This window comes from Tolypothrix bouteillei VB521301 (assembly GCF_000760695.4).
Taxonomy (GTDB): domain Bacteria; phylum Cyanobacteriota; class Cyanobacteriia; order Cyanobacteriales; family Nostocaceae; genus Scytonema; species Scytonema bouteillei_A.
Genome location: NZ_JHEG04000002.1, coordinates 66,547 through 89,786 on the forward strand (window position 1 = coordinate 66,547; position 23,240 = coordinate 89,786).

The following is a 23,240-nucleotide window of genomic DNA, read 5'->3' on the forward strand; positions in this document are numbered from 1 at the left end:
TGACACTCCCACACCTAGAAAGTGTGGGATTCTTGAAGACTAAGCCAAGTCTCCAATATCCCATAAACTCAAGTGAAAGCTTTGAAAAAGCAGCTACTTGAGTGGACAGTTTATGTAGTAATTCCAGTCGATATTTACAACAGCTTTTTCTTGAGATTTGACTTTATTCGGGAAATGGTTGAGGAGTACGATTTGAAACTGATTGTTTTTCACCCTAGTACTAAGGAGATTATTTTATGGAGAAACTAAATTATTGCGACTTAGTTGAAAAAAGACTTAAACAATATGCAACTATTACGATGGGTGAAGGTACGGAAATTGAGTTCATTACCAAGCGCTCGAACGGGCATTATCTAGTTATGTTTATTGGTTGGCGGGATGAAGTTCAGGTGTATGGGAGTTTGATTCATATCGATACGCTTACGCCGATCCAATACAGTCAGACAGATCCCCCTACAAATTTATAAAGGAAGAACGACCCGAAAACCGTAGTAGAGGCTAGGGCAACCGCGCTGACACGCACCCCGATCCGCAGACCGACAGTTTAAAGCAAAGCTGCACCAGCAACCGCCACGAATTATTTTAGTATGATTACCGCTTTGACTGAACCAAGCACTACCATTTATTGGTGCGTCTGTATAATTCTCATGCCAGTCATCTTCACACCATTCCCACACATTCCCGTGCATATCGTACAAACCAAAAGCGTTAGGGGGAAAAGAACCTACATCTGTGGTTTGGGCTCGAAATTTTCCCTTCGGTGCAGCACTGTAGGGATAACCACTGTGGTAATTGACTAAATCTGGAGTAATAGTTTCACCAAAATAAAAAGGTGTATTTGTCCCCGCTCGACAAGCATACTCCCATTCAGCTTCTGTTGGCAATCTATAGTTTTTTCCTGTTCTTTGACTTAATTTTTGACAGAAAGTTACAGCATTATCCCAACTGACATTTTCAACGGGGCGATTATCGCCTTTAAAATTAGAAGGATTACTTTCCATAACCGCTTGATATTGTGCCTGTGTCAATTGATATTTTCCCATACAGAAACTAGTCACAGAAACTTGATGCGGGGGACTTTCATTCAAATACAGCACTTCCTGCTCCGGGGACCCCATCAGAAAACTTCCTCCAGGAATTGCAGCCATTTCTAAAGTCACACCATTGCCTAAATCTTCTAGAAAATATCTGGCTGTGCGTTGCTGACGCTGTATATTTTCCCCAAATTCGTTGAGGGTAACTATTTCAATAGGTTCTAGTTTAAACCCCAATCTATGAGGCTCTTGTAATACTTGCTTAATTCTAGGTTCTGTTCTAGAATTTAATATGAAATAAGCGGCATTTTGTACAGCCCAGGATTTATCTTTTAAAGCTGCAATAACTAAATCTAAACCAGGCTCTCCATAGTTCGTAGCTTGCTCAAGTGCAGCAATTTGCACCTTGGCATCTGAATTGCTTAGCTGCAATTTTATCCCTTCAATACCACCTAACACGGCTGCATTCTCAGGTAATGAACTATTACCACCAAACACAGCATCGTATTCTCGCGGTTGTTGTGGATTATTCACGAGCGTTTAATACGTAGGTTTAACTTATAATGTATTAAAAATAGCATAATTAGTTAATTTTTCTATCGATTATAGGCAACAGCCAAGGCGGTTTAAAGATTTGAGTCTTTGTAAGCTCTCAGCAGTCAACTATCAGCTTATGCCGCATTGGCGGTCAAGCCCTAAAATGCCGTAGAGCAATGCGATTTTGATGCGAATAATTAGTATTTACTTTCAATAGCATCACGGAATGATGCGGTTTCCCCTCAAAGTGGATGCGGCATAGCATTTTTGCGTACACTTCGCACGAGATCTGCACGTGCGGGCACTCTCGAAGAGTCAATAAAAAAAGTTTCAAGATTTCAAGTTTTTCCTTAACATACAAAAATTGTCTTTTGGTACAGTCCCGCCGTGAGCTACTGACAATTTTGCAATTATTTTTCTTCTACAGACATCAATATCTGCTTAACTTAGTGGTTGTTAATGTCAAATTATACTTTGGAATATTGTCTTTAATATTCCCCCGAGCACAGATAATGAGCCTCAACACTCAAAAAGAAGATTTCAGTTATGCTTATGTATATGCCGTTACAGCATCTGCTGGCTATTCCCTACAAGCAGCCACACGTAGATTGGATTTGAGCGGCATTGATGCCACGATTACCGTACCGGGAAAACTCAACTCCAAACGACTGCCGAGGTTTGACATACAAATTAAATCCACATCCCTTGATGTGGCTAAGGAAACATCTATCAAATACCCACTCAGCATCAAAAACTACGATGAACTCCGCGAAGTTGACCCCTTCGTACCGCAACTCTTAATCCTGGTTCTTATTCCAGACGATGTTAACGACTGGCTATCTCAGTCGGAAGAATCCCTATGCTTGAAACGGTGCGGTTACTGGCTATCGCTGCGCGGACAACCACCAGTTGATAACCTCTCAACCACCACCGTTGATATTAAGCGTCAAAATATATTTAGCACGAATGCACTTCGTATGATAATGAAACGCATTGCCGATGGAGAGAAACTATGATAGCTATCAACTCGGATGTTGAAAAATTCAAATATATCGACCCCCAACAAGTGGAGATTTATCTGCGATCGCATGGTTGGTATCAACAGCAACCTAGGGGTGATAAAGCCGACCTTTGGACTCTAAACGATTTTGAAATTCTACTTCCCCTCAAACCAGAAATTGTTGACTTTAAGAGACGGATGGCGGAAGTCTTAGAAACCCTTGCATTAGCAGAAAATCGCTCTCAAATTGAGATTTTTAGCTCACTCATTACCAATGCACCCAACATCACCATTCAAGGATTGGTCACGCACATTGAAACACCATTTGCTGACAAAATGATTGGAGAAATTACATTATTTGGCGTGGTTGTCGATAGACTGCGTCCAATCAAAACAGAATTAGCTGACCGCGATTATATAATAGCTATCAAGGCATATCAAGAGCGGTTACCAGTCCTTTGTACGGGCGATTTAATCAAAGAAAACGATATATTTCTTCTCAAAAATTCCCGCAATCTTCAACTGGATAATAGCTCTCAGTAAAATTCCTTCACCTCACCGCTTATATCAGCACGGTGGGGACGCGGAACATCTGGATCGACGGGGACAGCGATATCGCGCACAGACTCGCTCCTTTGAGATGGGGAACCGCACCATCGCACTCCAAACCCAAAAACCCAAGCTTATCACTTAAATATATAGTGTGTTTGAACTCACACATCTAGCAGCGCTTACGCGATCTGACGAAGGCAGTAGCGAAGCTATCGCATAACTAACAGCTTGGGTTATTATCTAATTGAGTCGCGTGTTGTTACTGCTATACCCTTACTAAAGTTAAAATAGTCTGTATTAGTACCTCTAGCTCAATTGGTTTGGAAATATGCTGTTGAAATCCGGCTGCTAGTGCAAGCTGTCGATCGATTTCTCCTGCATAAGCAGTGAGGGCGATCGCCGGAATTTCTCCACTCTGCTCGGGCGACTGCTTTCTAATCTGACGAACTAGTGTATAGCCATCCATATCGGGCATACCAATATCACTGATTAACAAATCAAATTTTGCTTGCCCCAAACTGCTCAGAGCATCATGTGCCGATTGGGCTTGAGTCACTTGCGCCCGGTACTGTTCTAGCAGAAAGGCAATGAACTCCCGCGAATCTCTATCATCATCGACAAGCAGCACTTGCAATCCATTCAGATTGAAGTCTGAGCGATTGTGAAACGCAGTCTCATCTTGATTCAGTTTTGCCGCAACTATCATGGGAAACTTGACTGTAAACGTTGCTCCTTGCCCAACTCCTGGGCTTGCTGCCTGAATGGTTCCTCCATGCAGTTCAACCAAATGACGCACGATCGCTAACCCTAACCCCAATCCTCCAAATCTTCGTGTCGTTGTCCCATCAGCTTGGCGGAAGTAGTCAAAGACATATGGAAGAAAGTCACTAGAGATACCCATACCAGTGTCGCTGACAGTGATTTGAGTATATTCTGTAGCATGAGTAGCTACTTCACTCATCTGCTCATCTTCATTTTTTATCCTTACCAACCGTACCTCTACTTGACCACCCTGGGGGGTAAATTTAATCGCGTTAGAAAGCAGGTTCCAAATAATTTGTTGCAGGCGACTAGAATCACCCAACACTTGCCCAACATTCGGTTCAAATATTGTTTTAATCTGAATGGATTTAGCTTCAGCCGCGAGCCGCACGGTTTCTAGGGCAGCTTTGATGATAAAAGTGAGACCGACTGGAACTTTATTCAGACTTAACTTGCCTTGGAGAATGCGCGACACATCAAGCAGATCTTCGATGAGTTGCGCTTGTAATTTAGCGTTGCGCTCGATAGTTGCGAGTGCATACTGAGTTTTGGCTACGTCCTGTTGGCTCGTTTGCAAAATTTTTGCCCATCCCAAAATAGGATTCAGAGGCGATCGCAATTCATGAGACAGCACTGCCAGAAACTCATCTTTGATTCGGTTGGCTTGTTGTGCTTGTTCAGTTTGTTGCTGCAAAGAGACCATTAGCCGATTGAGGCGATCGTTCTGCTCTTGCAGCAAGACTTCTACTTGTTTGCGCTTGGTGATATCTGATAGGATGACAACGGCACCTGTGAGAGTCCCCCGATCGTCAAATACCAGGTCGATGGTTTTGGAAAACCACCGACTTGTGGATTGAAATTCTAGAACTTGCCGTTGGCGAGTTTCTTTAGCACGGCGAAAGCAAATGCCATCATCAATTCCTAATTGTGTACTCATTAACTCATGGTGAACACAACCTACGATTTCGTGGGAGAGCTTGCCAAAAAGCTCCATCATCGCTCGGTTGCAGCGGCGAATTATACCTTCTGTGTCTACCAGACATACGCCGTCCTCGATCGAGTCAAAGGTGATTTGCCACTCTCTCGCTGAAGACAAAGCCGCTTCCTCCGCTCGGCGAATTCGCAGCAGCGAGCGCACCGTAGCCAGCAGTTCAATGGGTTCAACGGGTTGCACCAGATAAGCATCGGCACCACTGTCTAGGCCTTCTGCTTTATCCTGGCTTTGGACAAAAGTTGCAGAAAGGTGGAGCACGGGAATAAAAGCCGTTTCACTATTTGCCTTTATTTGGCGACAGACTTCAAAGCCTCCTAAATCCGGTAATTTGACATCCAAAATTACTAGAGCAGGTTGATGTTCAACAACTGCCTTTAATCCTGCTGCTCCAGTTGCTGCTTCCACAACGGTAAAGCCCGCATTTTGCAAAATCCGGTTCACAACATAACGATTGGCTTCGTTATCGTCAACATGGAGGATGAGAATCCGTGGCTCAGACATAATTTTGCTCGCAAGCATCTAAAACAAATCCGGCTTTAAGCAGCGTATCTTGAAGTTGGGCAATCGCTGCTGTTTGAGAACCTGTTTCTTTGGAAAGAATGGCGATGCTTTGTTTTGCTAATTGACTCTGCACTTCTGTATCGAGTTGTGCAGATGAGTGGATAATTACAGGAATCGACTGAGTGACGGAATTACTTTTAAGCTGCTTGAGGACATCAAACCCCCTTAACTCTGGCATCTCCAAGTCAAGTACGATCGCGCTTGGTTGCTCGCGTTGTGCCAAATTTAATCCTTCCCGTCCGTTCATGGCTTCTAAAATACTTAACTGTGTATTTACCAACAACTGTTTTACTAAGTACCGGTAGGCGGGGTCATCATCAATTAACAAGAGTTTTTGAGGCTTGTTCTGATTAATTAGCCTATTAAGTTTTTTTAATAGAGGCAATCTGTCTACTGGCTTAATTAGAAAACCGTCGGCTCCTAGAGCCAGTGCTTGCTTTTCATTATCAATGATGGTGATGACGATTATAGGAATGCTGCGAGTTGTTTCATCTCCTTTAAGTTCTCCTAAGAACGTCCAGCCATTTTGCCTTTCGAGCATAATATCTAGCATAATTGCCGCCGGTCGAACTTGTTGTAAGGCAAGCCTGGCTTGAGCTAAAGTGCGGGTGGCAATTAATTGATAGATTGACTCCTGAAGGTGCTTTTCATAAATAAATAGCGTTTCTGGATGATCTTCTACCGCCAGAATGGGCAGGCGATTTAGCTCAAGTGATGCGATCGGTTGCAGTAGGGTGGGAAATTCAGTTGCATGTGGGTAGACCATCGGAATCGATGCTGTAAATGTGGAACCTTCGCCCAGCTTACTTTCAACTGAAATACTGCCGCCGAGTAGCTCCGTTAGCTTGCGCGATAACGGCAATCCTAACCCGGTTCCCTTCACCTGCTTTTGCAGAGAAGACTCAATTTGGACAAAATCTTCAAAAATGCGCTCTCGATCGGCGGGCGCAATGCCGATGCCTGTATCGGACACGGAGAAGGTTACGGTACGATCCCTTTGCATAGCGCTTACACGCACTTCTCCCTTCTCGGTAAATTTAAGCGCATTCGAGACAAAGTTTCTCAGAATTTGCGCGACTTTGCCCTCATCACTGTATATCTGCCCAATGCCCTCAGGTTCCTCGATAATCAGCGCCACAGAGGAGCCTTGAATTAATAATGGACGCAGCATTCCTCGCAGCGTGGCAAACAAGTCGCTGACTTCAAAACGACTGGGACGCACTTCAATTTTTCCAGCTTCCACCTTTGCTAAATCCAGCAAGTCGTTGACCAGTTCTGATAATCCGTTCGCCGCCTTTTGGATGAATATCACCTGCTTTTCTTGCTCGGCGGTCAAATCGCCATCCATCCGTACCAGCAGCATCCGAGATAGGGACACAATAGAGTTGAGCGGTGTGCGAAACTCATGGCTCATGTTCGAGAGAAAGCGGGTTTTTAGATCGTTTGCCTTTTGCAAAGAGTCTGCCTTCTCATCCAGTTCTGCGTAGAGAGCAACCACACCGCGATTGGTATCTTCCAGTTCCCGGTTGAGTTGGGTTAGTTCTTCTTCGCGCTTGCGTAGCTCTGCCATTGCCCGCAGTAATTCCTGGTTTTGGCGCTGGATTTCTTCATAGGGATTCTGAGGCGATCGCTTAATTACGGTTTCTCGAATCTGCTGCAATTGCGAATCGGTGAGAGTAGGTGTGCTCTTCGACAACTTTTTACTCATAACCACTGTTGTTCCCTCTCCCGGCAGCGATTCGATCTCAAAGAAATCCATCAGCTTGCGACTGCCCGCAATACCTAACCCCAATCCTGTAACAGAGGTAAAGCGTCCTGCCAAAACATCTGCTAGATGAGCAATGCCCTCACCTCGATCCTGAATCCGAATTATAAACGCCTGAGGCTCTCCTGCCACAGAAAATTCAACTGTTCCACCCCCAGCATACTGAAAGGCGTTTCGGGCAATTTCTGAAACTGCCGTTGCCAATCGTGCTCGATCTTGAGTATCAAAACCCAGTTGCTCGGCGATCTCGCGAGTTCGTTGTCGAGCTTGGACAACATCCTGTTCGTATTGGATTTCCAGCGTGAAAACGATTGTCATCTGCCCATTCCTTTTGCCACTAACACCGTCACATCGTCCCGCTCTCGGTTAAAGTCTCGATATAGCACGCCTGCAATCAGGCTGGGATGTTTTTGACTCAAGCCGGGATAGCGATTGAGGTGCCACTTAGTATCTAATCCATCAGAATGCATAATTAAAAGCCCGTTGGCAGACCAAGGATAGCTAAACTCTTGAATCTTGCGGATTTCATGTCCTACTATACCGTTGTGAGACACCAGATGGTAGCGGTCAGTTAACGAGAAAATGCTGGCGGCGATGTTGCCAATTCCGGCAAAGCGGACAAACTGTTGTTCAAAGTCGATTTCGGCAATGGCGAGTGCCGCTCCTCGCGTACTTCGCAAGGCGGCGTGGGCAGCTTGGACGATCTCGCCAGGAGAGCGATACTGTTCTTGAAAAATTCTTACAGCTTTTGCAGCCGCAGTGGCAGCCGCAGGGCCATGCCCTAAGCCATCGGCTACTAGCAACAGGCTGCGGCAACCATCCACTTGATACGCCCAGGCATCCCCAGAAACGTCCTCTCCTCTTTTGGGCAAACAGATAACCCCAATTTCTAGGGTCTTTTCAGGCGGATGGGGTGTCGAATCTGACCAGAGGTGGGCGAGGAGCACCGTCCCTTCGTTGGGAATCGAGTAAATTTCAAATAAACCCGAGAGGCGACGAATTGCGCCCAGTCCATTGCCCAAAGTTCCGGCTGTGGAAAAGCCATCTTGCAAACACTCATCTATATCTACCATTCCCCGTCCTTTATCTAGCGACAAGACTTCAATACCGATGGCTGAATTGTGTTCGATTGATTTTAGCAGCAATATCCCACCCTGACCGTGCTGGATCAGATTCCTTGCAATTTCTGTCACCACAATGCCTACTCTGCCCTTTTCTGTTTCCTGAAAGCCGAGCCGAGTTGCTAAAGCGATCGCTACCCGCCGGGCTTCGCCGATCTGGCTAGATTCAGTAATCGAAATAGCGACAGATTCTTGCATTTTATTTCCATCGTACAATTGTTACGCGCGTTCCTTCTCCCACCACAGACTGAATCTCAAACTCGCTGGCAAGTCGTTTGGCACCGCCGAGTCCCATACCTAACCCGCTGCCCGTGGTGAACCCATCCTTCAGCGCCAGATCGATATCGGCAATTCCCGGTCCCCGATCTTCAAAGGTCAGCCTCAGTCCTCGTCGTCTTCCTTCCTGAAGCGTTTCTAACTTTACTGTGCCACCTCCCCCATATTCTAGGGTATTGCGGGCTAACTCACTTGCGGCAGTCACAAATTTAGTTTGGTCTACTAAGCTAAAGCCAATTTCCACGCTCATTTGGCGCACGGCTTGCCGAACTAAGACTATATCTGTAGAAGATTGAATTTCGATCGTTTCAGTCTTCTCCATCGTCATCTGCACTGCATTTGGTGGCAGTGAACTGATTTGTGGTTTCATTGACTGACGATCGCAACATTGCCATTCCCTTTTCTACGTTGAGGGCAGTCCGAATGCCAGTCAGCGATAGCCCCAATTCCACCAGGGTAATTGCCACAGCAGGCTGCATCCCAACAACCACTGTTTGAGCATCCAGCACTTGTGACATTCTAGCAATAGTACCTAAAATTTTCCCAATGAAGGAATCAACAATCTCTAATGCCGAAATATCGATCAAGACACCGCGAGCGCGAGTTTGAGCAATAAGGTTGGTCAAGTCATCCTGTAGGGTCATCGCCAAGCGATCGTGCATATCCACTTGGATCGTCACAAGCAGGAAATTGCCCATTTTGAGTATGGGAATGCGTTCCATGAGTTTCTCCTGTCCACCTATTTGGGTTGAGAGCGGGTGATGGTCACTCCCAAACGTTTTAGCGCCGTGAGAAAGGCATCGGCTAGGGTTGCTTTCGTAATGACATCAGTCAAATCAATGCCGAGATAAACAATTGTTTGAGCAATTTGAGGACGAATACCACTGATCATACAATCAGCTCCCATGAGCCGTGCGGCAGTAACGGTCTTAAGCAGATGTTGAGCGGTGAGGGTATCGACGGTGGGAACCCCGGTAATGTCAATAATCGCAACTTCTGACCCAGTTTCGACAATCTTCTGCAATAGAGATTCCATCATCATTTGAGTGCGGGCACTATCCAGGACACCGATAATGGGTAATGCCAAAATTCCCTCCCAGAGTTTAACCACTGGAGTAGACAACTCCATCAACTCTTCCTGCTGCCGCAAAATCACCTCTTCCCGCGTCTTTTGATACACTTCCATTGTCAGCAATCCCAGTTGATCCAGTAAGCTTGTGGCTAGCCAAATCTCTTCACCCAACTCAAGAGGGTCTTTCAATTGCTGACGCATTCGGTTGAAGAGGGGTTGCTTGAACGAAAAGACGAATGTAGCTGTTTCCGACGGTGTAAAGCCTTTTTGCGATCGCGATCGAGAAATGCTGGTCAGTATCTCCCGCACATCCTGCCATTCCTCTGCTTGAATATTAGTCAACTTTCCCTGCTGAACGGCAATCCGAAACAAGCTCAGGAATTCTCGGCACTCCTCCTTTAGCTCAGCTTCTTTAATCAAGCCTTTGCGAATGTTGACAGTAGCTAACTCCTGAGTCCACTCCGACAGCAGGTCTGCCTCGAAGATTTCCAGGATTTCTGGTATTTTACTTTCGCTCATCGTTAGTATAAAGGCAACGGCTTTCATTAGTCCAAAATCAGTGTATGCTGATTTTAGACCATTGGTCACAACTTTCAAATCAATGAAACCCGCTTGCGGGATTGAAACTAGTCATCATTAATCGCAAACCAACCACGGTCAAACTTTCAAATACATGAAACCCGCTTGCGGGATTGAAACACCAAGCGTATTTATTTTTCAATCACTTTATCGACTTTCAAACAAATGAAACCCGCTTGCGGGATTGAAACTCCGACAGATACATCTGCAAGGGCTCTCGAATTTTTGTACGTTGGACAAACCCAACAAATACCTGTAAATGTTGGGTTTCGTTCCTCAACCCAACCTACGTGGGCTTTGTTTGTATAGACGCGATTACGAACATCGCAAAGGTATTTTTTCCAACTTGGGATGCTCCCACCTGAATTTACCTGAATTTACCTGAATTCTCAATGTCCTGAATTTAACTCAACTATTTTCTTCAAGCATCCAACATACTATAAATAGCAAATAATTATACCGATGAAGATAAAACCAATCGAAAAAACTATCAATTTAAATATTATATTGAAAGACTCAAGCCGTCTAATCATTGGTCTAAAAGTCTCTTAATCGCGCTATGGAAAATGGAGAACGGTAAATTGGTTTGTCAATGGATGGCTGAGTGAAGTATTCATAAATTGAAATATTTAATTTTTTCTATAGCAATTCTGCCTTATAGATAAGACTAAATTTGTACCGTTATTTCCACTTAGCTCAAAAATATGTTAAAATACTTAAAATTAAGACAAAAATTTACAGTTTTGCTACTCTTAATTCTTGTAGTAGGTTTGAGTGTAAGTGGGCTGGCTCTTTCTACATTACTGAGGCAAAATGCAACAAATGAAATAGCCTCAAGAGCTTTAACACTCATTGATACAATGACTTCTATACGTGAGTACACACTGACCCAAATCTATCCAGAACTCTCTTTGAAACTGGAAGAAAAGTTTCTGCCCCAAGTGGTATCGGCATACTCAGCACGAGAAGTTTTTGAAATTCTCCGCAAAAAACCAGAGTATTTGGACTTCTTTTATAAAGAAGCAGCAACAAATCCTACAAATCTCCGGGATAAAGCTGATAGTTTTGAAGCCAATATTTTAGAACGTTTTAGAAAAGAAAAAGATTTAAAACAAGTAAGTGGATTTCGCTCACTTCCTGGTGGCGATATATTTTACATTTCCCGTCCGCTATCAATTAGCCAACAAGCTTGTCTTCAGTGTCACAGTACTCCTGAGGCTGCTCCGAAAACTATGATTGACCGTTTTGGAGAAGCTAATGGATTTGGTTGGCACTTAAATGAAATTGTAGCGGCTCAATTTGTATCTCTACCAGCCAGTAAGGTCATTGAAAAAGCTCATCAATCTTCTTTATTAATAGTAGGATTTGTCTGTGCTGTTTTTCTAGTCGTTATCTTTTTGGTGAATATCTTTTTGAACCAACAAGTTATTCTTCCTCTGAAGCGTATAACTCGTATTGCTGAAGAAGTGAGTACGGGACATTTGGAAGTTGACTTCGAGCAAGTTTCCTATGATGAAATTGGGAATCTTGTTAAAGCTTTTATAAGAATGAAATTAAGTTTAGAAATGGCAATGAAAAGAATTAGGCGTACTCATGGTTTCGAGTAACTTTCTTATGTGTCATCAAAAATACATGACTATGCACGGGGTAATACTACTAATACTTGGTTTTTAATGTAAAAAATATTTTTATTAGGTCATCAGCTTACTAAGGGTTTTGATGAGAACAAAGTCATGGAAAGAAAAATGCTGTTACCAAAGCCCGATCGATATGAAATAGACAGTATTTGGCAAAAATATATGGAGGAAGTAGAGTAATTTTCGATTTCAAGTTATAAGCGATCGCCTCGCATGATGTCGTTTTGTAAACATTAGTGACATTTTTTATTTAGAAAAATAAAATAGTATTGCTGACTCTGGAGAGGTAGCAAAAAATACTAATATTGCTTCCCTGGTTTAAATCTGATGAAATGTACTTTATTAATTCCTTTTGCTTTAGCTACCTTTCTTGTAAGCTGTAATAGTTCTTCATCAAAATCAGCAAGCAATCACCAGTATAAATACGTTGCTACAGATAAAAGTTATACTGCTGAATTTCCTGCTAAACCCACAGAACATCCTCGCTCTACTCAAACGCAATTAGGTAAAATCAATTATGTAATGGTTTCTTATCAGGATAACATTAACCATCGAATTTATAGTACCTTCAATATGAAATTTCCTGTTAATCCAAATCATTTTGATGTGGAACAAGGCTTAAAAAATGGTCTCGAAGCAGCAACAAAAATTAGTAATTCTACTATTACGAGTGAAAATAAAATTACCTATAAAAGTTATCCTGGCAGAGAAGTTACCATACATTTTAAAGGTAGTATTACTGGTAAAGCTAGATTGTTTATAGATCCTAAAGGACCGACCTTGTATCAAGCATTCGCGATCGCAAAAGATGGGAATGTCAATTCTCCAGAAATAGAAAATTTTCTAAATTCTTTAAATATTAAATAAAAGCTTTTCTATGTCCAAATACTGTTTAAGTCATGACCATGGTAACAAATAAGCGTGCAATTAACAGCTCAAATTTGGAAGCATCCAAGTAATGGATGACTTTCAAATCAATGAAACACGCTTGCGGGATTGAAACATAACCTGTCGTGTCGAGTAAATAAATTGTCCTATCTTTTCAAAGTAAAGGTATAAGATTCGTTGGTTTCCTCGCAATTGATAAACTTAGAAATTACTATTTTAAGAGTAGCAAGACCCGTTACAGACTTAATCAAATCCTGTACGTTCTTACGATTCAGAAAAATATTAATCTTTTGGTACTTTTGGTTGTTTGAAGTTAACATTATTCTAGGTTTGTAATAGTTATAATTCGATTGTATTCGATAAAAAGCCCTGTAATTGGTTGTTACATGGCTTTTTAGTCTCTATTCAAATTATTGACTATCTAACAACATACTCTAAACATCATATTAAATTCATTCAACTTTCAGGAGTTAAGCTGGTATGACTCTACTACGCACTGGTGTTTGAATTTTAATATTTTTTTTAGACTTGAAAAAATAAAAAAATATTTTTTGATGTAAAATTTTAACTTGAGAAGAATTTAATGACTTAATAAATTAACAATATAGGAAATGCAAAAGTCATCTGTCCGTGAACATTTGATAGCGGGAATTGCTTTTTGTTGTGGTGTCGTAGCAACAAGTATCATATCCGTTTCTCTACCACAAGCTGTCGCACAAAGAACATCAAGAGAAACATTAGTAGCTCAATCAGTAGTTAATGAAGAAAACGATTTGAAGTTTGAATCACGCGGTTGTCAAAGGACAAAACCCACACAAGTGAGTTGTGATGTTTTAATTACCAATATAGGTAAGGAACGTCAAACTCTGAGATTTGCTGTTAGCCCTAATTATGACCCAATTAGAACAAATGCTATCGATACTTCTGGTACTGTGTACACCGCCCAAACAATACAATCTGGCTCAGGTCTTACTGGGGGGTCTAAAGGTACGGAGTATTTTAATATCAACTTAGCTGTTAATATCCCCACAAAAGTCACATCCACCTTTGAAATTCCACAAGAAATTACTAATTTAGCTGCTTTAGATGTAGGTTATATGAATAACGGTGGTAGCTCTACAAAAACGGCTATTCCCAATATCGGTAAGATAGCGTCTAATTCAGCATCTACGAAAAATCCATGTCCACCCAGTTCCACCCGCACCCAATAAAGGTAACAACATTAATCAACTCACAAGAGCGATCGCTTTGATTGCTACTTATTTCACTAAATTTTAAGTATCTGCAACCACCTGGTTACGCCCAAAGTTTTTAGCTTGATAAAGTGCCTTATCAGCGCGTTGGATAATAACATTAACGGTTTCATCCTCTAATTTGTGTGTAGCCACTCCAATACTCACTGTTATGAATATCTGTTGTTCTTGCGTCAAAATACCCGTCGTTTCAACGTTCTCTCGTATACGCTCAGCCACCAGAACTGCTGCATCACTATCTGTTTCTGGCAGAAGTACCATAAATTCTTCACCACCTATTCTGCCAAAAAAATCTACACTTCGCAGACAATTCAAAACAGTTTGTGCCATGACGATAAGCACTTCATCTCCAATCATGTGACCATATGTATCGTTAATTTTCTTGAAATAGTCAATATCTATCATTATGACAGTAAAAGGATGATGATAGCGACGAGAGCGGTTGAATTCTTGCTCTACTAAAGTGAATAAATAACGACGGTTCCACACTCCAGTCAACGAATCGGTGTGAGCTAATCTTTCTAACTCTTGAATCAATTCCTTTTGCTGGTGCAGTAATTTTTTCAATTCCTCTCGCGCAGATTTCAACTCTATATGTGTCCGTACACGGGCAAGAAGTTCTAGACCTTCAAACGGTTTAGTGATGTAATCAACCGCTCCTTTTTCAAAGGCTTGTACTAGATGCTCTTGCTCATTACTAGCGGTGAGAAAAATAATTGGAATCTCAGCTAAATCTGGAGCGGTTTTGACTTTAGAGCATACTTCCAAGCCATTCATCTGTGGCATCATCAAGTCCAACAGAATTAAATCGGGCTTTACTACTTGAAGAAGCTTTAAAGCTTCGAGTCCGTTAGAGGCTAGGGTAACTTTGTAACCAACTTGCTCTAAGTGCGTTGCAATAAGTTGTAAATTGTCATAGAAGTCATCAACAACTAAAATTAAGTGATTTTTTGGCTTGAACAGTCTCATAAAAATTAGGCTAACAATTCATTTATAGAATCCTATCAACCAAGATTGATGATGGGTATATGATAATTTTCAAAAGACTATTTTAGTTGTAGGCTTTAAATATATTTAAGAAAATTGGGTTCCGATTGTATCTAAAGACTTAAATAGTCAGATTAAAAAACCTGTCAGAAGTAGTTTGACATTTCTTCTGAAAAAGTCTATCAGCAAATAAAAGCACTTTGGAAACAGTTAAAAAGGAGTAAAAAAGAACTTGTATTGGCAACGACCATCCAAATAAACCAGATTTGCCAGATTGAATCTAAAGTATTTCGTCATTGACTACTTGAGATAGCGAAATGTAGTACGCTACTATCTCCTGGTGTGCGTTTTTTATTAGCCTGATGTCGTCAAACTCTTAAATCTTCTATCAAAAGCTTTTATATTTCCAAATACTGTTTGACCAAGCGTGAGCGATCGCGGTAACAAATAAGCTACAATTGACAGCAGTTTTCATCTAAATAAACCATACCCTTTGTAAGGGAGCAAGCAAGACCGCTGATTTGGTACGCAAGACAATTACTAAAGTCTTCGAGGAACCGCGATGGCAACAAATAAGGATCTGTAATGCTAGAATGAAACCCGTTCACGGGATTGAAACATCGCCTACAAGAGAGAATCAGAAATGCACCCCGACTTTCAAATAAATGAAACCCGTTCACGGGATTGAAACGTCGATGGTTCCCAAGGAACGTACTCCTTGGATTTTATCTTTCAAATAAATGAAACCCGTTCACGGGTCTTGCCTCTTACTGGCTTGTGTTTAAGCTGAATTTTAGGAAACTGACAAATTTGTTTGACCTTACAGCGATACGATAGTTTCACCCGTTTGGTTTCCCGGATGACGGGGGCGAAGCAGCATCGACCATAATATATGAAATTTCCTATAAATTCAAGTCAGCACAATAGCACGAAATGTCACCTGTGCAATGACTCTTACTTTTAATAACAGAAAGCCGTTAGAAAACACAGTTTACATATACTTAATGATGGCAAACTAAGTTCCGGTATTCCTAAGTTAAGTTGATAAAATCATTGGCGCTGATTAAACTAGAGTTAACATTGCTTAAAGTGACCAAGACCTCATTTGTAGAAGTTATCCGAATGGAAGTACCATTACTGCTGTTAGTCACAGTCAAAGCCTCATAAGTTAATCCCAGGGATAAACCTAACTTGTCAATACCATCTTCAAAGCCATAGATAATATCAGTACCCCGACTCGGAGCGAGAACATAAGTATCTGCACCGCCTCCACCATAGAGATCGTCGTTACCTGCACCCCCATTGAGAACGTCATTACCCATACCACCGTGCAGGCTATCGCTACCACTACCACCTTTAAGGATATCGTTACCTTGTGCGCCCCCATAAAGAGAGACGCTACCCAGAGTGAATGCTGAAGCATCAATGGTGTTGTTACTGTCGCCACCAATCAGTGTTGCCGTTTCAATGTTTTTGAGGATATCAGTTCCACGACCAATGAGTTGTGTGTTCGTTAGAACAAAGTTAACATCAGCAACTTCTTGGATTCGATCGATACCATCACCACCGTCGAGAGTATCATTGCCCGTACCACCACATAAAAAGTCATTGCCAGCACCACCGTTAAGGACATCGTTACCATCGTTCACAGACAGATAGTCATTGCTTGCACCACCGTAGAGTTGGTCATCGCCGGCTCCACCGTTGAGGGTATCATTTCCGTCCTGCCCAAATAGGGAGTCATTGCGACTACCACCAGTTAGGGTATCGTTACCAGCACCACCATCAAGAGAGACTCTACCTAAAGTGAATGTCGCAGTATTTATGATATTGTCACTACTACCACCACTGAGTCTTACTTCTTCAATATTTATAAGTACGTCTGTACCAGCCCCAAAAAGTTGCGTGTTTGTGAGGGTAAAGTTAACATCTGCTGATTCGTTAACATAATCAAAGCCGTCACCACCGTCCAAGATATCATTACCCGCACCACCAAACAGAGAGTCATCGCTAGCGCCACCGTTGAGGATGTCATTTCCATCTTGCCCGTATAGATGGTCATAGTTTGCATCACCGTTCAGGGTATCATTACCAGCAGCACCGTAGAGGTAATCATATCCTTCATAGCCATAAATAACGTCATCACCTAGACTTCCGGTAATATTGTCGTTACCTGAGTTACCATATAGGATATTTACGGTGCCATTACGGATAACCGTAACGGTTTGCGTAGCACTGGCGGTCTTTTGAGTGAATGTCATGGCAACAGCATTTTCATAGTTGCTTTGTGGAGCCCTGAAAACGCCATTAGCTGGAGTGTAGCTGTAATAATCGCTCTGACCAAGATAGTTACCGCGATCGCTATCTATGGTGAGAGATGTAGTAGCAGCAGCAGTAACGAGCGAGGTATTTTCAGACACCAGATAATGGTAAGTGACATTGTTGTTGCTAGAATCGGTTCTGGGGGTAAACAAGTAGTTTAAGTTAATATTGCCAGTACGAGCTTGAAATCCATCTACGGCAATCTGATAAGTAGTTCCAGCTGTCGCTGCAAAGTTCACGCGACTGGCAACATTTCCGTTACCAATATCATCGTTAGCAATTATACGGGTCAGACCGTTGACGGTAACACCTGTGTACGCAGAAAGGAAAGTGTCAAAAGAACTACCAATAGTATCAAATACTACGTTACCAGAAGATGGTGCTGTCCAACTCCACCAAACAGAGTTGGTTGTTCCCGATTGCACTGGCTCGCCAAATTCGCCTGAGCTTCCCACATTACTGCCAGTACTGCTGCCCGAAGTTCCAGAAAGCACAATCCGGTTTTCAAAGTTGTCATTCCCGGTATTTTCGCTAACATCGTTGAGGTTAACGGTCACAGCTTGTGCGCTGCTTCTAATGGTGCCATCGCTGACAGTAACTTGTAATTGAAAACTGGGGCTGCTCTCAAAGTCGATATCGTTGCTGTCGTTGACTGTAATTTGTCCGGTGTTGGGATTGATGCTGAAAGCAGCTTGACCATCGCGATCGCGGTCTAAATTACCTGCTGTAATTATCCAGTTGGAGAAGGTGGTGCTATCTGGGTCAGTAGCAACGACAGTGCCCACAACCGTTCCCATAATAGCGTTTTCATTCACTCTAAAACTTTGATTGGCTGTAATAATTGGAGCATCGTTAACAGGATTAACGATAATTGATGCTGTATCAGTAGCAGTACTGAAGGCCGTGGTACCACCGTTAGTATTTGTGTTAGCAGTACCGCCGTTAGTGCCACTGGTTCGATCCCAAGCGCGGAAAGTTATAGCGTTAGTGATGGTGCCGTGATAGTTGGGGTTGGGTTGGAAATAAATACGGGTATTGGGATCTCCTGCTAAGAGCCGAGCGCTGCTGTCAGACACATTACCCAAGCTGTACCAGTTTGCTCCATTGTCAGTGCTGTAGTGCCAAGTACCATTAGTCGTGTTGGTATTGGTGAGGGCGATACCAGTTAATGCTTCACGATTTGCGTCAGTCACGTTTCTCCCCAAACTGACGATCGAGGAAACTAACGTTCCAACTGCTCCGGAAGGGGTGTTAGCATCTTCATTCACAGACCCTAGGGTGACGGTGGTGTCAGTTAGGGTGGGTGCTGCGTTAATACTGGGAGGGGTAGGGATAAAAGAATAGTTTAAAGTAATATTGCCTGTACTGCGTTGATATCCATCGACGCTGATATGGTAGGCTGTTCCGGCTGTCACGGCAAAGGTCACCCGACTGGCAGTACTTCCACTGATATCATCGTTAGCAGCAACAAGGGCCAAACTATTGATGGAATTCCCCCTGTAAACAGAAAGGTAAGTGTCAAAAGAACTACCAACAGTCTGGAATGTGACATTACCAGAGGATGGAGCAATCCAACTCCACCAAACAGAGTTAGTTGTCCCTGATTGGACTGGTTCTCCTAATTCACCTGTAGCTGCTAAATTGTTGCTAGTACTGGTACCCGAGTTGCCAGAAAGTACAATTCGGTTCTCAAAGCTGTCATTTGTCGTAGTTTCCGTGAGGTCGTTAAGATTAACCGTGACATTCGACACGTTGCTCGCAGCCACGCCATCGCTGACAGTGACTTGCAACTGAAAACTGGGGTTGCTCTCAAAGTCGAGTTCATCGCGATCGCTCACCGAAATTTGTCCGCTACTAGAGTTAATGCTGAAGGCTGTTTGACCATCACCATCGCGGTCTAAATTACCTCCTGTAATTTTCCAGTTAGAGAGGGTGGTGCTATCTGGGTCAGTAGCAACAACTGTGCCTGCGACTGTTCCTACAGGAGCATTTTCATTGACTCTGAAAGTTTGATTGGGCGCGATGACAGGGGCATCATTGATGGCAGTCACATTAACAATTTTAGTTACGGCAGTACTGGTACCGCCATCACCATCAGTTAAGACAAAACTTACGCTACGTGGAGTTGTGGAGGGATTGTCTGAAACATTGGCGAAGGTGATGTTGTTAATTAAAGCTTGTACGGCTGTTGCGGTAGCGTTATCATTAAAAGCGATCGTCAGAGGAATTGTGCCCGTACCACCACTAAAAGTACCAATTTCAATTGCATTGTAAAGAACAGTATTTCCGACAATCCTGATGAGATTCGATCCTGTTCCTTGATGGCGAATGGCTAGGCGATCGTCTGCAGTACCTCCAATACTGAAACTAACAGTTAGCGTACCTGTATCAAAATTTGGTGAGTCTGTGTCTGTGACAGTCGCGCGATCGGCAATGTTGATGGGAGAGATATTTTCTATGTATGAGGAGGGGATTGTTCCCAAGTTGATGTTAGGTGCTTGATTCTCAACTCTTAAGGTGACTGTCGCAATATTAGAATTAGCGATGCTATCAGTCGCACGGTAAGTAAAAGTATCAATGCCAGTAAAACCAGAGTTGGGAGTGTAATCAAAGGAACCATCACGGTTGAATATTAAGCGACCGTGTAAAGGACCGGAGACAAGAATTGCTTGTAATTGTTGGCTGTCTCGATCGGTGTCATTACTAAGTACACCACGAGGTAGATAATCGTTGTATGTAACCTGACCGTGTAAAACACCTATATCACCAGGGCTTTTTTGCTCAAAGGTGGCATCAAGAAGCTTTACAGTGTCATCAGCACCATAGAGAATTCGGTTGATAGTAAATTGCCCGGTCAGAGTATTGTTACCGCGCCCGTCTCCACTTATTGATAAACCGGGCTGATTGTTATCTTGGAATGGAAAACGGACTGCGTTTGTATACGTTGTTCCTGCTGTTAGTGGAGCGTTAAATGGAGCCGCAAATCCCAGATCCCAGGAATGACCACCGGGTCTCTGTTCGCTATAACTTATTCGTATAGCATTGTTGCTTGAGGGATTTGTTGGATAAGCACGCCTAGCTAAAAAATTCCCACCAGTACGAGTGAAGTTGTAGTAATTGCCTTGACCAACAAAAGTTCCGCCTGCTCGATCGTCTATGATTAAGGCTGTAACACTAGCAGCAGTGGAAAATGACGTGTTTGCTGCCAAAGTATAGGTGTCATTTGTTGCGACAGGTGCTCGATTGGTTGCTGTCACCGTAATTGTTGCAGTGTCTGTCGCAGTACTAAAGGCAGTCATCCCACCATTGGTTGTAGTGTCAGATGTTCTACCGTTGCTACCACTGGTTCTATCCCAAGCACGGAAAGCGATCGCATTGTTAATATTGCCGTTAAAGTTAGCGTTAGGCTGGAAGTAGATGCGCGTGTTTGCATCTGCGGCTAGTAAGCGAGCATTGCTGTTAGAAACTGCACCTAAAAGATTCCAGTTTGTACCGTTATTTGTGCTGTAGTACCAAGTGCCGTTAGTGGTACTGGCTGTGGTAATTGCGATCCCCGTAACTGCATTGCTATCGCGATCGCTAACGTTTGTTCCCAAATTTACCAGAGATGACACCAAAGTCCCAACTGTTCCAGAAGGAACGCCAGCGTTTTCATTAACTGAATTGAGGGTAACAAGAGTATCGCTAAGAGTTGGAGCCGTGTTATAGGTTTGGTTGGAACTTGTCCCTAAGTATCGTACTAGGGCAAAGTCACCGTAACTACCGCCTGCAACAACAATATTACCATCGGGTTGAATAACAACACTTTTACCTCCATCATCGCTCCAGTTACCACCAATGGGTGTGCTAACCCAACCACTACTACCAAAGCTATTATCTAAAGTGCCATTTACGTTGTAACGTGCTACCGCAAAGTTCTTCTGGTTACCATCCCAAGTGTATCCAGCAACAACAATTTTACCATCCGGTTGAATGGTAGCAGATTCTACACCAGCGCCATTCGTGCTACTGCCAATTCGTGTGAGAACTTTACCGCCACTACCAAAAGTGTTATCCAATGTGCCGTTGGCGTTGTATCGTGCTATGCCAAAACCAAAGTTAGCACTTCCTGCTACTACAATCTTGCCATCAGGCTGAATGGCAACACTATGACCGTAGTCATAGTTGTTATCAAAGTCTGTGACAACTTTACCCCCATTACCAAAATTAGTATCTAGACTGCCATTAGTGTTGTAACGTATAAGAGCAAAGTTAGCGTCATTGATATTAGAGCCTGTATTGCTGTTGAGGGTTGCGCCTGTGACTAGTATCTTGCCGTCTAATTGAATAGCAAGACTAGAAGACAAATCGTGGAAATTACCTAATGGTGTAATAACTTTGCCACCAGTACCAAAGCTGGTGTCCAGACTGCCATCAATGTTATAACGTGTTAGAGCAAAGTCATATTTACTACCATTGTGACTGGACCCCGTAACGACAATCTTACCGTCTGATTGAAGAGCGACACCCATACCCTCATCGTCTAGAGTTCTGACAAGAGTTTTGACTGTGCCACCATTACCAAAGCTGGTGTCTATAGTACCATTACTGTTGTAACGTGTTAGGGCAAAGCAGTCGTTGCTGCCATTTGAAGCGCTTCCAGCTACGACTATTTTACCATCTGACTGGATAACAACACTGCGACCGGAAATACCAGCACTGTTGGCGTTTGGAATGGCTTTACCACCGTTGCCAAAAGTCGTGTCCAACGTCCCATTGGAGTTATAGCGTGCTAAGACGAAGTACGCACCGTTGGTATAATCGTCAGTTCTTCCTGCCACAACAATCTTGCCATCTGGCTGAAGAGCAACGCTATAGCTGAAGTCATTGTGGCTGCCAAAGTCGGTGATAACCTTACCACCATAGCCAAAACTAAGATCTAAATCACCCGCCTTACTAGTAACAGTGTTAGGTGTGAAAGAATAATTTAAAGTAACATTACCCGTGCTACTTTGATATCCATCAACAGCAATATGGTAAGTTGTTCCCGCTGCCACTGCAAAGCTAACTCGACTTGCCGTAATTCCATTACCAATATCATCGTTTTGAGCAACACGAGTCAAATTATTGACTGTAGTACCTGTATAGACTGAAAGATAAGTATCAAAGTTACTAGAAAGCGTATCCAGTGAAATATTTCCAGAAGATGGAGCAATCCAGCTCCACCACACGGAGTTAGTCGTCCCTGATTGAATGGCCTCACCTGCTTCACTTGTAGCTCCTACGTTGTTACTAGTGCTACTGCCTGAAGTACCAGAAAGTAAAATGCGATTTGCAAATGTGTCGTTATTGCTGCTCATATAATGGAAAAATTGCGTGTAAAAATTGACCAGCTAATTCCTGTTTCTCTGGTCGAATTCCATGATGCGTAAAAACGCATTACAACGTGAGTTCTTGGGGTGAGGTCTGCTTTGAATTGGCCGAACTCACGTCAATTTAGAGTCATAACTATTGGAAATTTTAGTATCAAGACACGTGCTAAGTAAGTAAGTCAGCGTTAAAAAATCAAACTATGTAACGACATATAAAATCAACAAAGAGCCTATGAATACGTCGTTCTAAGGTTTTTACAAAACTCAACATACATTGGTTTTATCGCGCCGACTTACTTAGTAACTGTGGGAAGACAAAAATAGTTTTGTTTGGCAGCCTCCAATTTATAAAAAAAACTTTAGTTTTCCAAAATTATATTGACGGATTCCGATTCATTCTTGCCTGAAGGAAAACGCTGAAATCTTGTCACTATTTTTTGAAGATTGCTTTATAAAAAAGACGGCAACGTAGTTAACTCAAAGCTGTTATTGTGATTATAATTATCAGTATTCCCAGATTGCTTTGTAAAGTTTAGGTAAAAATTACCC

Annotated in this window: 17 protein-coding genes; 8 read left to right on the forward strand and 9 right to left on the reverse strand. The window is 42.7% G+C overall.

The annotated features are described in order from the left end of the window. Nucleotides 1–72: 72 nt before the first annotated feature. Both HC643_RS39140 and HC643_RS39145 read left to right on the forward strand, forming a co-directional pair. Nucleotides 73–249 carry an element excision factor XisH family protein gene (locus HC643_RS39140; RefSeq protein WP_237266101.1) on the forward strand — a complete coding sequence of 59 codons (177 nt, stop codon included), beginning with the start codon at nucleotides 73–75 and terminating at the stop codon, nucleotides 247–249. Beyond that, on the forward strand, nucleotides 237–467 hold the full coding sequence (locus tag HC643_RS39145; RefSeq protein WP_082051779.1) for an element excision factor XisI family protein: 231 nt from the start codon (nucleotides 237–239) through the stop codon (nucleotides 465–467). The genes HC643_RS39140 and HC643_RS39145 overlap by 13 nt, the downstream gene beginning before the upstream one ends. Here the strand turns inward: HC643_RS39145 and HC643_RS39150 are convergent. Next, nucleotides 462–1,568, reverse strand: a complete 1,107-nt coding sequence (locus tag HC643_RS39150; protein WP_038080853.1) for an SUMF1/EgtB/PvdO family nonheme iron enzyme — start codon at nucleotides 1,566–1,568, stop codon at nucleotides 462–464. The genes HC643_RS39145 and HC643_RS39150 overlap by 6 nt on opposite strands. A 515-nt stretch (nucleotides 1,569–2,083) precedes the next feature. On the opposite strand from HC643_RS39150, the gene HC643_RS39155 reads away from it, so the two are divergent. Next, on the forward strand, nucleotides 2,084–2,587 hold the full coding sequence (locus tag HC643_RS39155) for a DUF4365 domain-containing protein (protein WP_038080851.1): 504 nt from the start codon (nucleotides 2,084–2,086) through the stop codon (nucleotides 2,585–2,587). Next, nucleotides 2,584–3,114, forward strand: a complete 531-nt coding sequence (locus HC643_RS39160; protein ID WP_038080849.1) for a hypothetical protein — start codon at nucleotides 2,584–2,586, stop codon at nucleotides 3,112–3,114. The genes HC643_RS39155 and HC643_RS39160 overlap by 4 nt, the downstream gene beginning before the upstream one ends. A gap of 274 nt (nucleotides 3,115–3,388) precedes the next feature. Here the strand turns inward: HC643_RS39160 and HC643_RS39165 are convergent, their stop codons facing one another. The 6 genes from HC643_RS39165 to HC643_RS39190 are packed head-to-tail and all read right to left on the reverse strand — an operon-like array spanning nucleotide 3,389 to nucleotide 10,193. Continuing rightward, nucleotides 3,389–5,380 (reverse strand): hybrid sensor histidine kinase/response regulator, encoded by a 1,992-nt coding sequence (locus HC643_RS39165; protein WP_038080848.1) that lies wholly within the window; start codon nucleotides 5,378–5,380, stop codon nucleotides 3,389–3,391. After that, entirely contained in the window at nucleotides 5,373–7,523 is a 2,151-nt protein-coding gene (locus tag HC643_RS39170; protein WP_038080847.1) for an ATP-binding protein, read from the reverse strand. Before HC643_RS39170 ends, HC643_RS39165 begins: the two co-directional genes overlap by 8 nt. Beyond that, entirely contained in the window at nucleotides 7,520–8,524 is a 1,005-nt protein-coding gene (locus tag HC643_RS39175) for an ATP-binding SpoIIE family protein phosphatase (RefSeq protein WP_038080846.1), read from the reverse strand. The genes HC643_RS39170 and HC643_RS39175 overlap by 4 nt, the downstream gene beginning before the upstream one ends. A 1-nt stretch (nucleotide 8,525) precedes the next feature. After that, a complete protein-coding gene (locus HC643_RS39180; protein ID WP_237266102.1) occupies nucleotides 8,526–8,972 on the reverse strand; it encodes an anti-sigma regulatory factor in 447 nt (148 codons plus the stop codon). Continuing rightward, nucleotides 8,911–9,324, reverse strand: coding sequence for an STAS domain-containing protein (locus HC643_RS39185; RefSeq protein ID WP_038080843.1), 414 nt, complete (start codon nucleotides 9,322–9,324; stop codon nucleotides 8,911–8,913). Before HC643_RS39185 ends, HC643_RS39180 begins: the two co-directional genes overlap by 62 nt. Before the next feature lie 17 nt (nucleotides 9,325–9,341). Beyond that, nucleotides 9,342–10,193, reverse strand: a complete 852-nt coding sequence (locus HC643_RS39190) for an STAS domain-containing protein (protein ID WP_038080886.1) — start codon at nucleotides 10,191–10,193, stop codon at nucleotides 9,342–9,344. Between the two features lie 764 nt (nucleotides 10,194–10,957). Here HC643_RS39190 and HC643_RS39195 point away from each other — a divergent pair. The 3 genes from HC643_RS39195 to HC643_RS39205 all read left to right on the forward strand — a co-directional run bounded on the left by HC643_RS39195 (nucleotide 10,958) and on the right by HC643_RS39205 (nucleotide 13,989). Then, complete coding sequence (locus HC643_RS39195) at nucleotides 10,958–11,860, forward strand: Tll0287-like domain-containing protein (protein WP_038080841.1); 903 nt, start codon at nucleotides 10,958–10,960, stop codon at nucleotides 11,858–11,860. 357 nt (nucleotides 11,861–12,217) lie between these two features. Further along, complete coding sequence (locus HC643_RS39200; RefSeq protein WP_038080839.1) at nucleotides 12,218–12,757, forward strand: hypothetical protein; 540 nt, start codon at nucleotides 12,218–12,220, stop codon at nucleotides 12,755–12,757. Between the two features lie 632 nt (nucleotides 12,758–13,389). Then, on the forward strand, nucleotides 13,390–13,989 hold the full coding sequence (locus HC643_RS39205; protein WP_050046188.1) for a hypothetical protein: 600 nt from the start codon (nucleotides 13,390–13,392) through the stop codon (nucleotides 13,987–13,989). 63 nt (nucleotides 13,990–14,052) lie between these two features. Here HC643_RS39205 and HC643_RS39210 read toward each other — a convergent pair whose 3' ends face one another. Then, entirely contained in the window at nucleotides 14,053–15,000 is a 948-nt protein-coding gene (locus HC643_RS39210) for a diguanylate cyclase (protein WP_038080838.1), read from the reverse strand. Between the two features lie 207 nt (nucleotides 15,001–15,207). Here HC643_RS39210 and HC643_RS42745 point away from each other — a divergent pair, with 207 nt between their 5' ends. Further along, nucleotides 15,208–15,318, forward strand: a complete 111-nt coding sequence (locus HC643_RS42745; RefSeq protein ID WP_419723340.1) for a hypothetical protein — start codon at nucleotides 15,208–15,210, stop codon at nucleotides 15,316–15,318. Between the two features lie 731 nt (nucleotides 15,319–16,049). Here the strand turns inward: HC643_RS42745 and HC643_RS39215 are convergent. Then, a complete protein-coding gene (locus HC643_RS39215; RefSeq protein ID WP_038080836.1) occupies nucleotides 16,050–22,679 on the reverse strand; it encodes a cadherin domain-containing protein in 6,630 nt (2,209 codons plus the stop codon). Nucleotides 22,680–23,240 lie beyond the last annotated feature (561 nt).

Excerpts from the sequence above, each read along its gene's own strand:
- HC643_RS39160 (WP_038080849.1), top strand. The coding sequence starts at position 2,584 with ATGATAGCTATCAACTCGGATGTTGAAAAATTCAAATATATCGACCCC.
- HC643_RS39210 (WP_038080838.1), bottom strand. The coding sequence starts at position 15,000 with ATGAGACTGTTCAAGCCAAAAAATCACTTAATTTTAGTTGTTGATGAC.
- HC643_RS39185 (WP_038080843.1), bottom strand. The coding sequence starts at position 9,324 with ATGGAACGCATTCCCATACTCAAAATGGGCAATTTCCTGCTTGTGACG.
- HC643_RS39205 (WP_050046188.1), top strand. The coding sequence starts at position 13,390 with ATGCAAAAGTCATCTGTCCGTGAACATTTGATAGCGGGAATTGCTTTT.
- HC643_RS39180 (WP_237266102.1), bottom strand. The coding sequence starts at position 8,972 with ATGAAACCACAAATCAGTTCACTGCCACCAAATGCAGTGCAGATGACG.
- HC643_RS39190 (WP_038080886.1), bottom strand. The coding sequence starts at position 10,193 with ATGAGCGAAAGTAAAATACCAGAAATCCTGGAAATCTTCGAGGCAGAC.
- HC643_RS39195 (WP_038080841.1), top strand. The coding sequence starts at position 10,958 with ATGTTAAAATACTTAAAATTAAGACAAAAATTTACAGTTTTGCTACTC.
- HC643_RS39145 (WP_082051779.1), top strand. The coding sequence starts at position 237 with ATGGAGAAACTAAATTATTGCGACTTAGTTGAAAAAAGACTTAAACAA.
- HC643_RS39170 (WP_038080847.1), bottom strand. The coding sequence starts at position 7,523 with ATGACAATCGTTTTCACGCTGGAAATCCAATACGAACAGGATGTTGTC.
- HC643_RS39175 (WP_038080846.1), bottom strand. The coding sequence starts at position 8,524 with ATGCAAGAATCTGTCGCTATTTCGATTACTGAATCTAGCCAGATCGGC.
- HC643_RS39155 (WP_038080851.1), top strand. The coding sequence starts at position 2,084 with ATGAGCCTCAACACTCAAAAAGAAGATTTCAGTTATGCTTATGTATAT.
- HC643_RS39200 (WP_038080839.1), top strand. The coding sequence starts at position 12,218 with ATGAAATGTACTTTATTAATTCCTTTTGCTTTAGCTACCTTTCTTGTA.
- HC643_RS39165 (WP_038080848.1), bottom strand. The coding sequence starts at position 5,380 with ATGTCTGAGCCACGGATTCTCATCCTCCATGTTGACGATAACGAAGCC.
- HC643_RS39215 (WP_038080836.1), bottom strand. The coding sequence starts at position 22,679 with ATGAGCAGCAATAACGACACATTTGCAAATCGCATTTTACTTTCTGGT.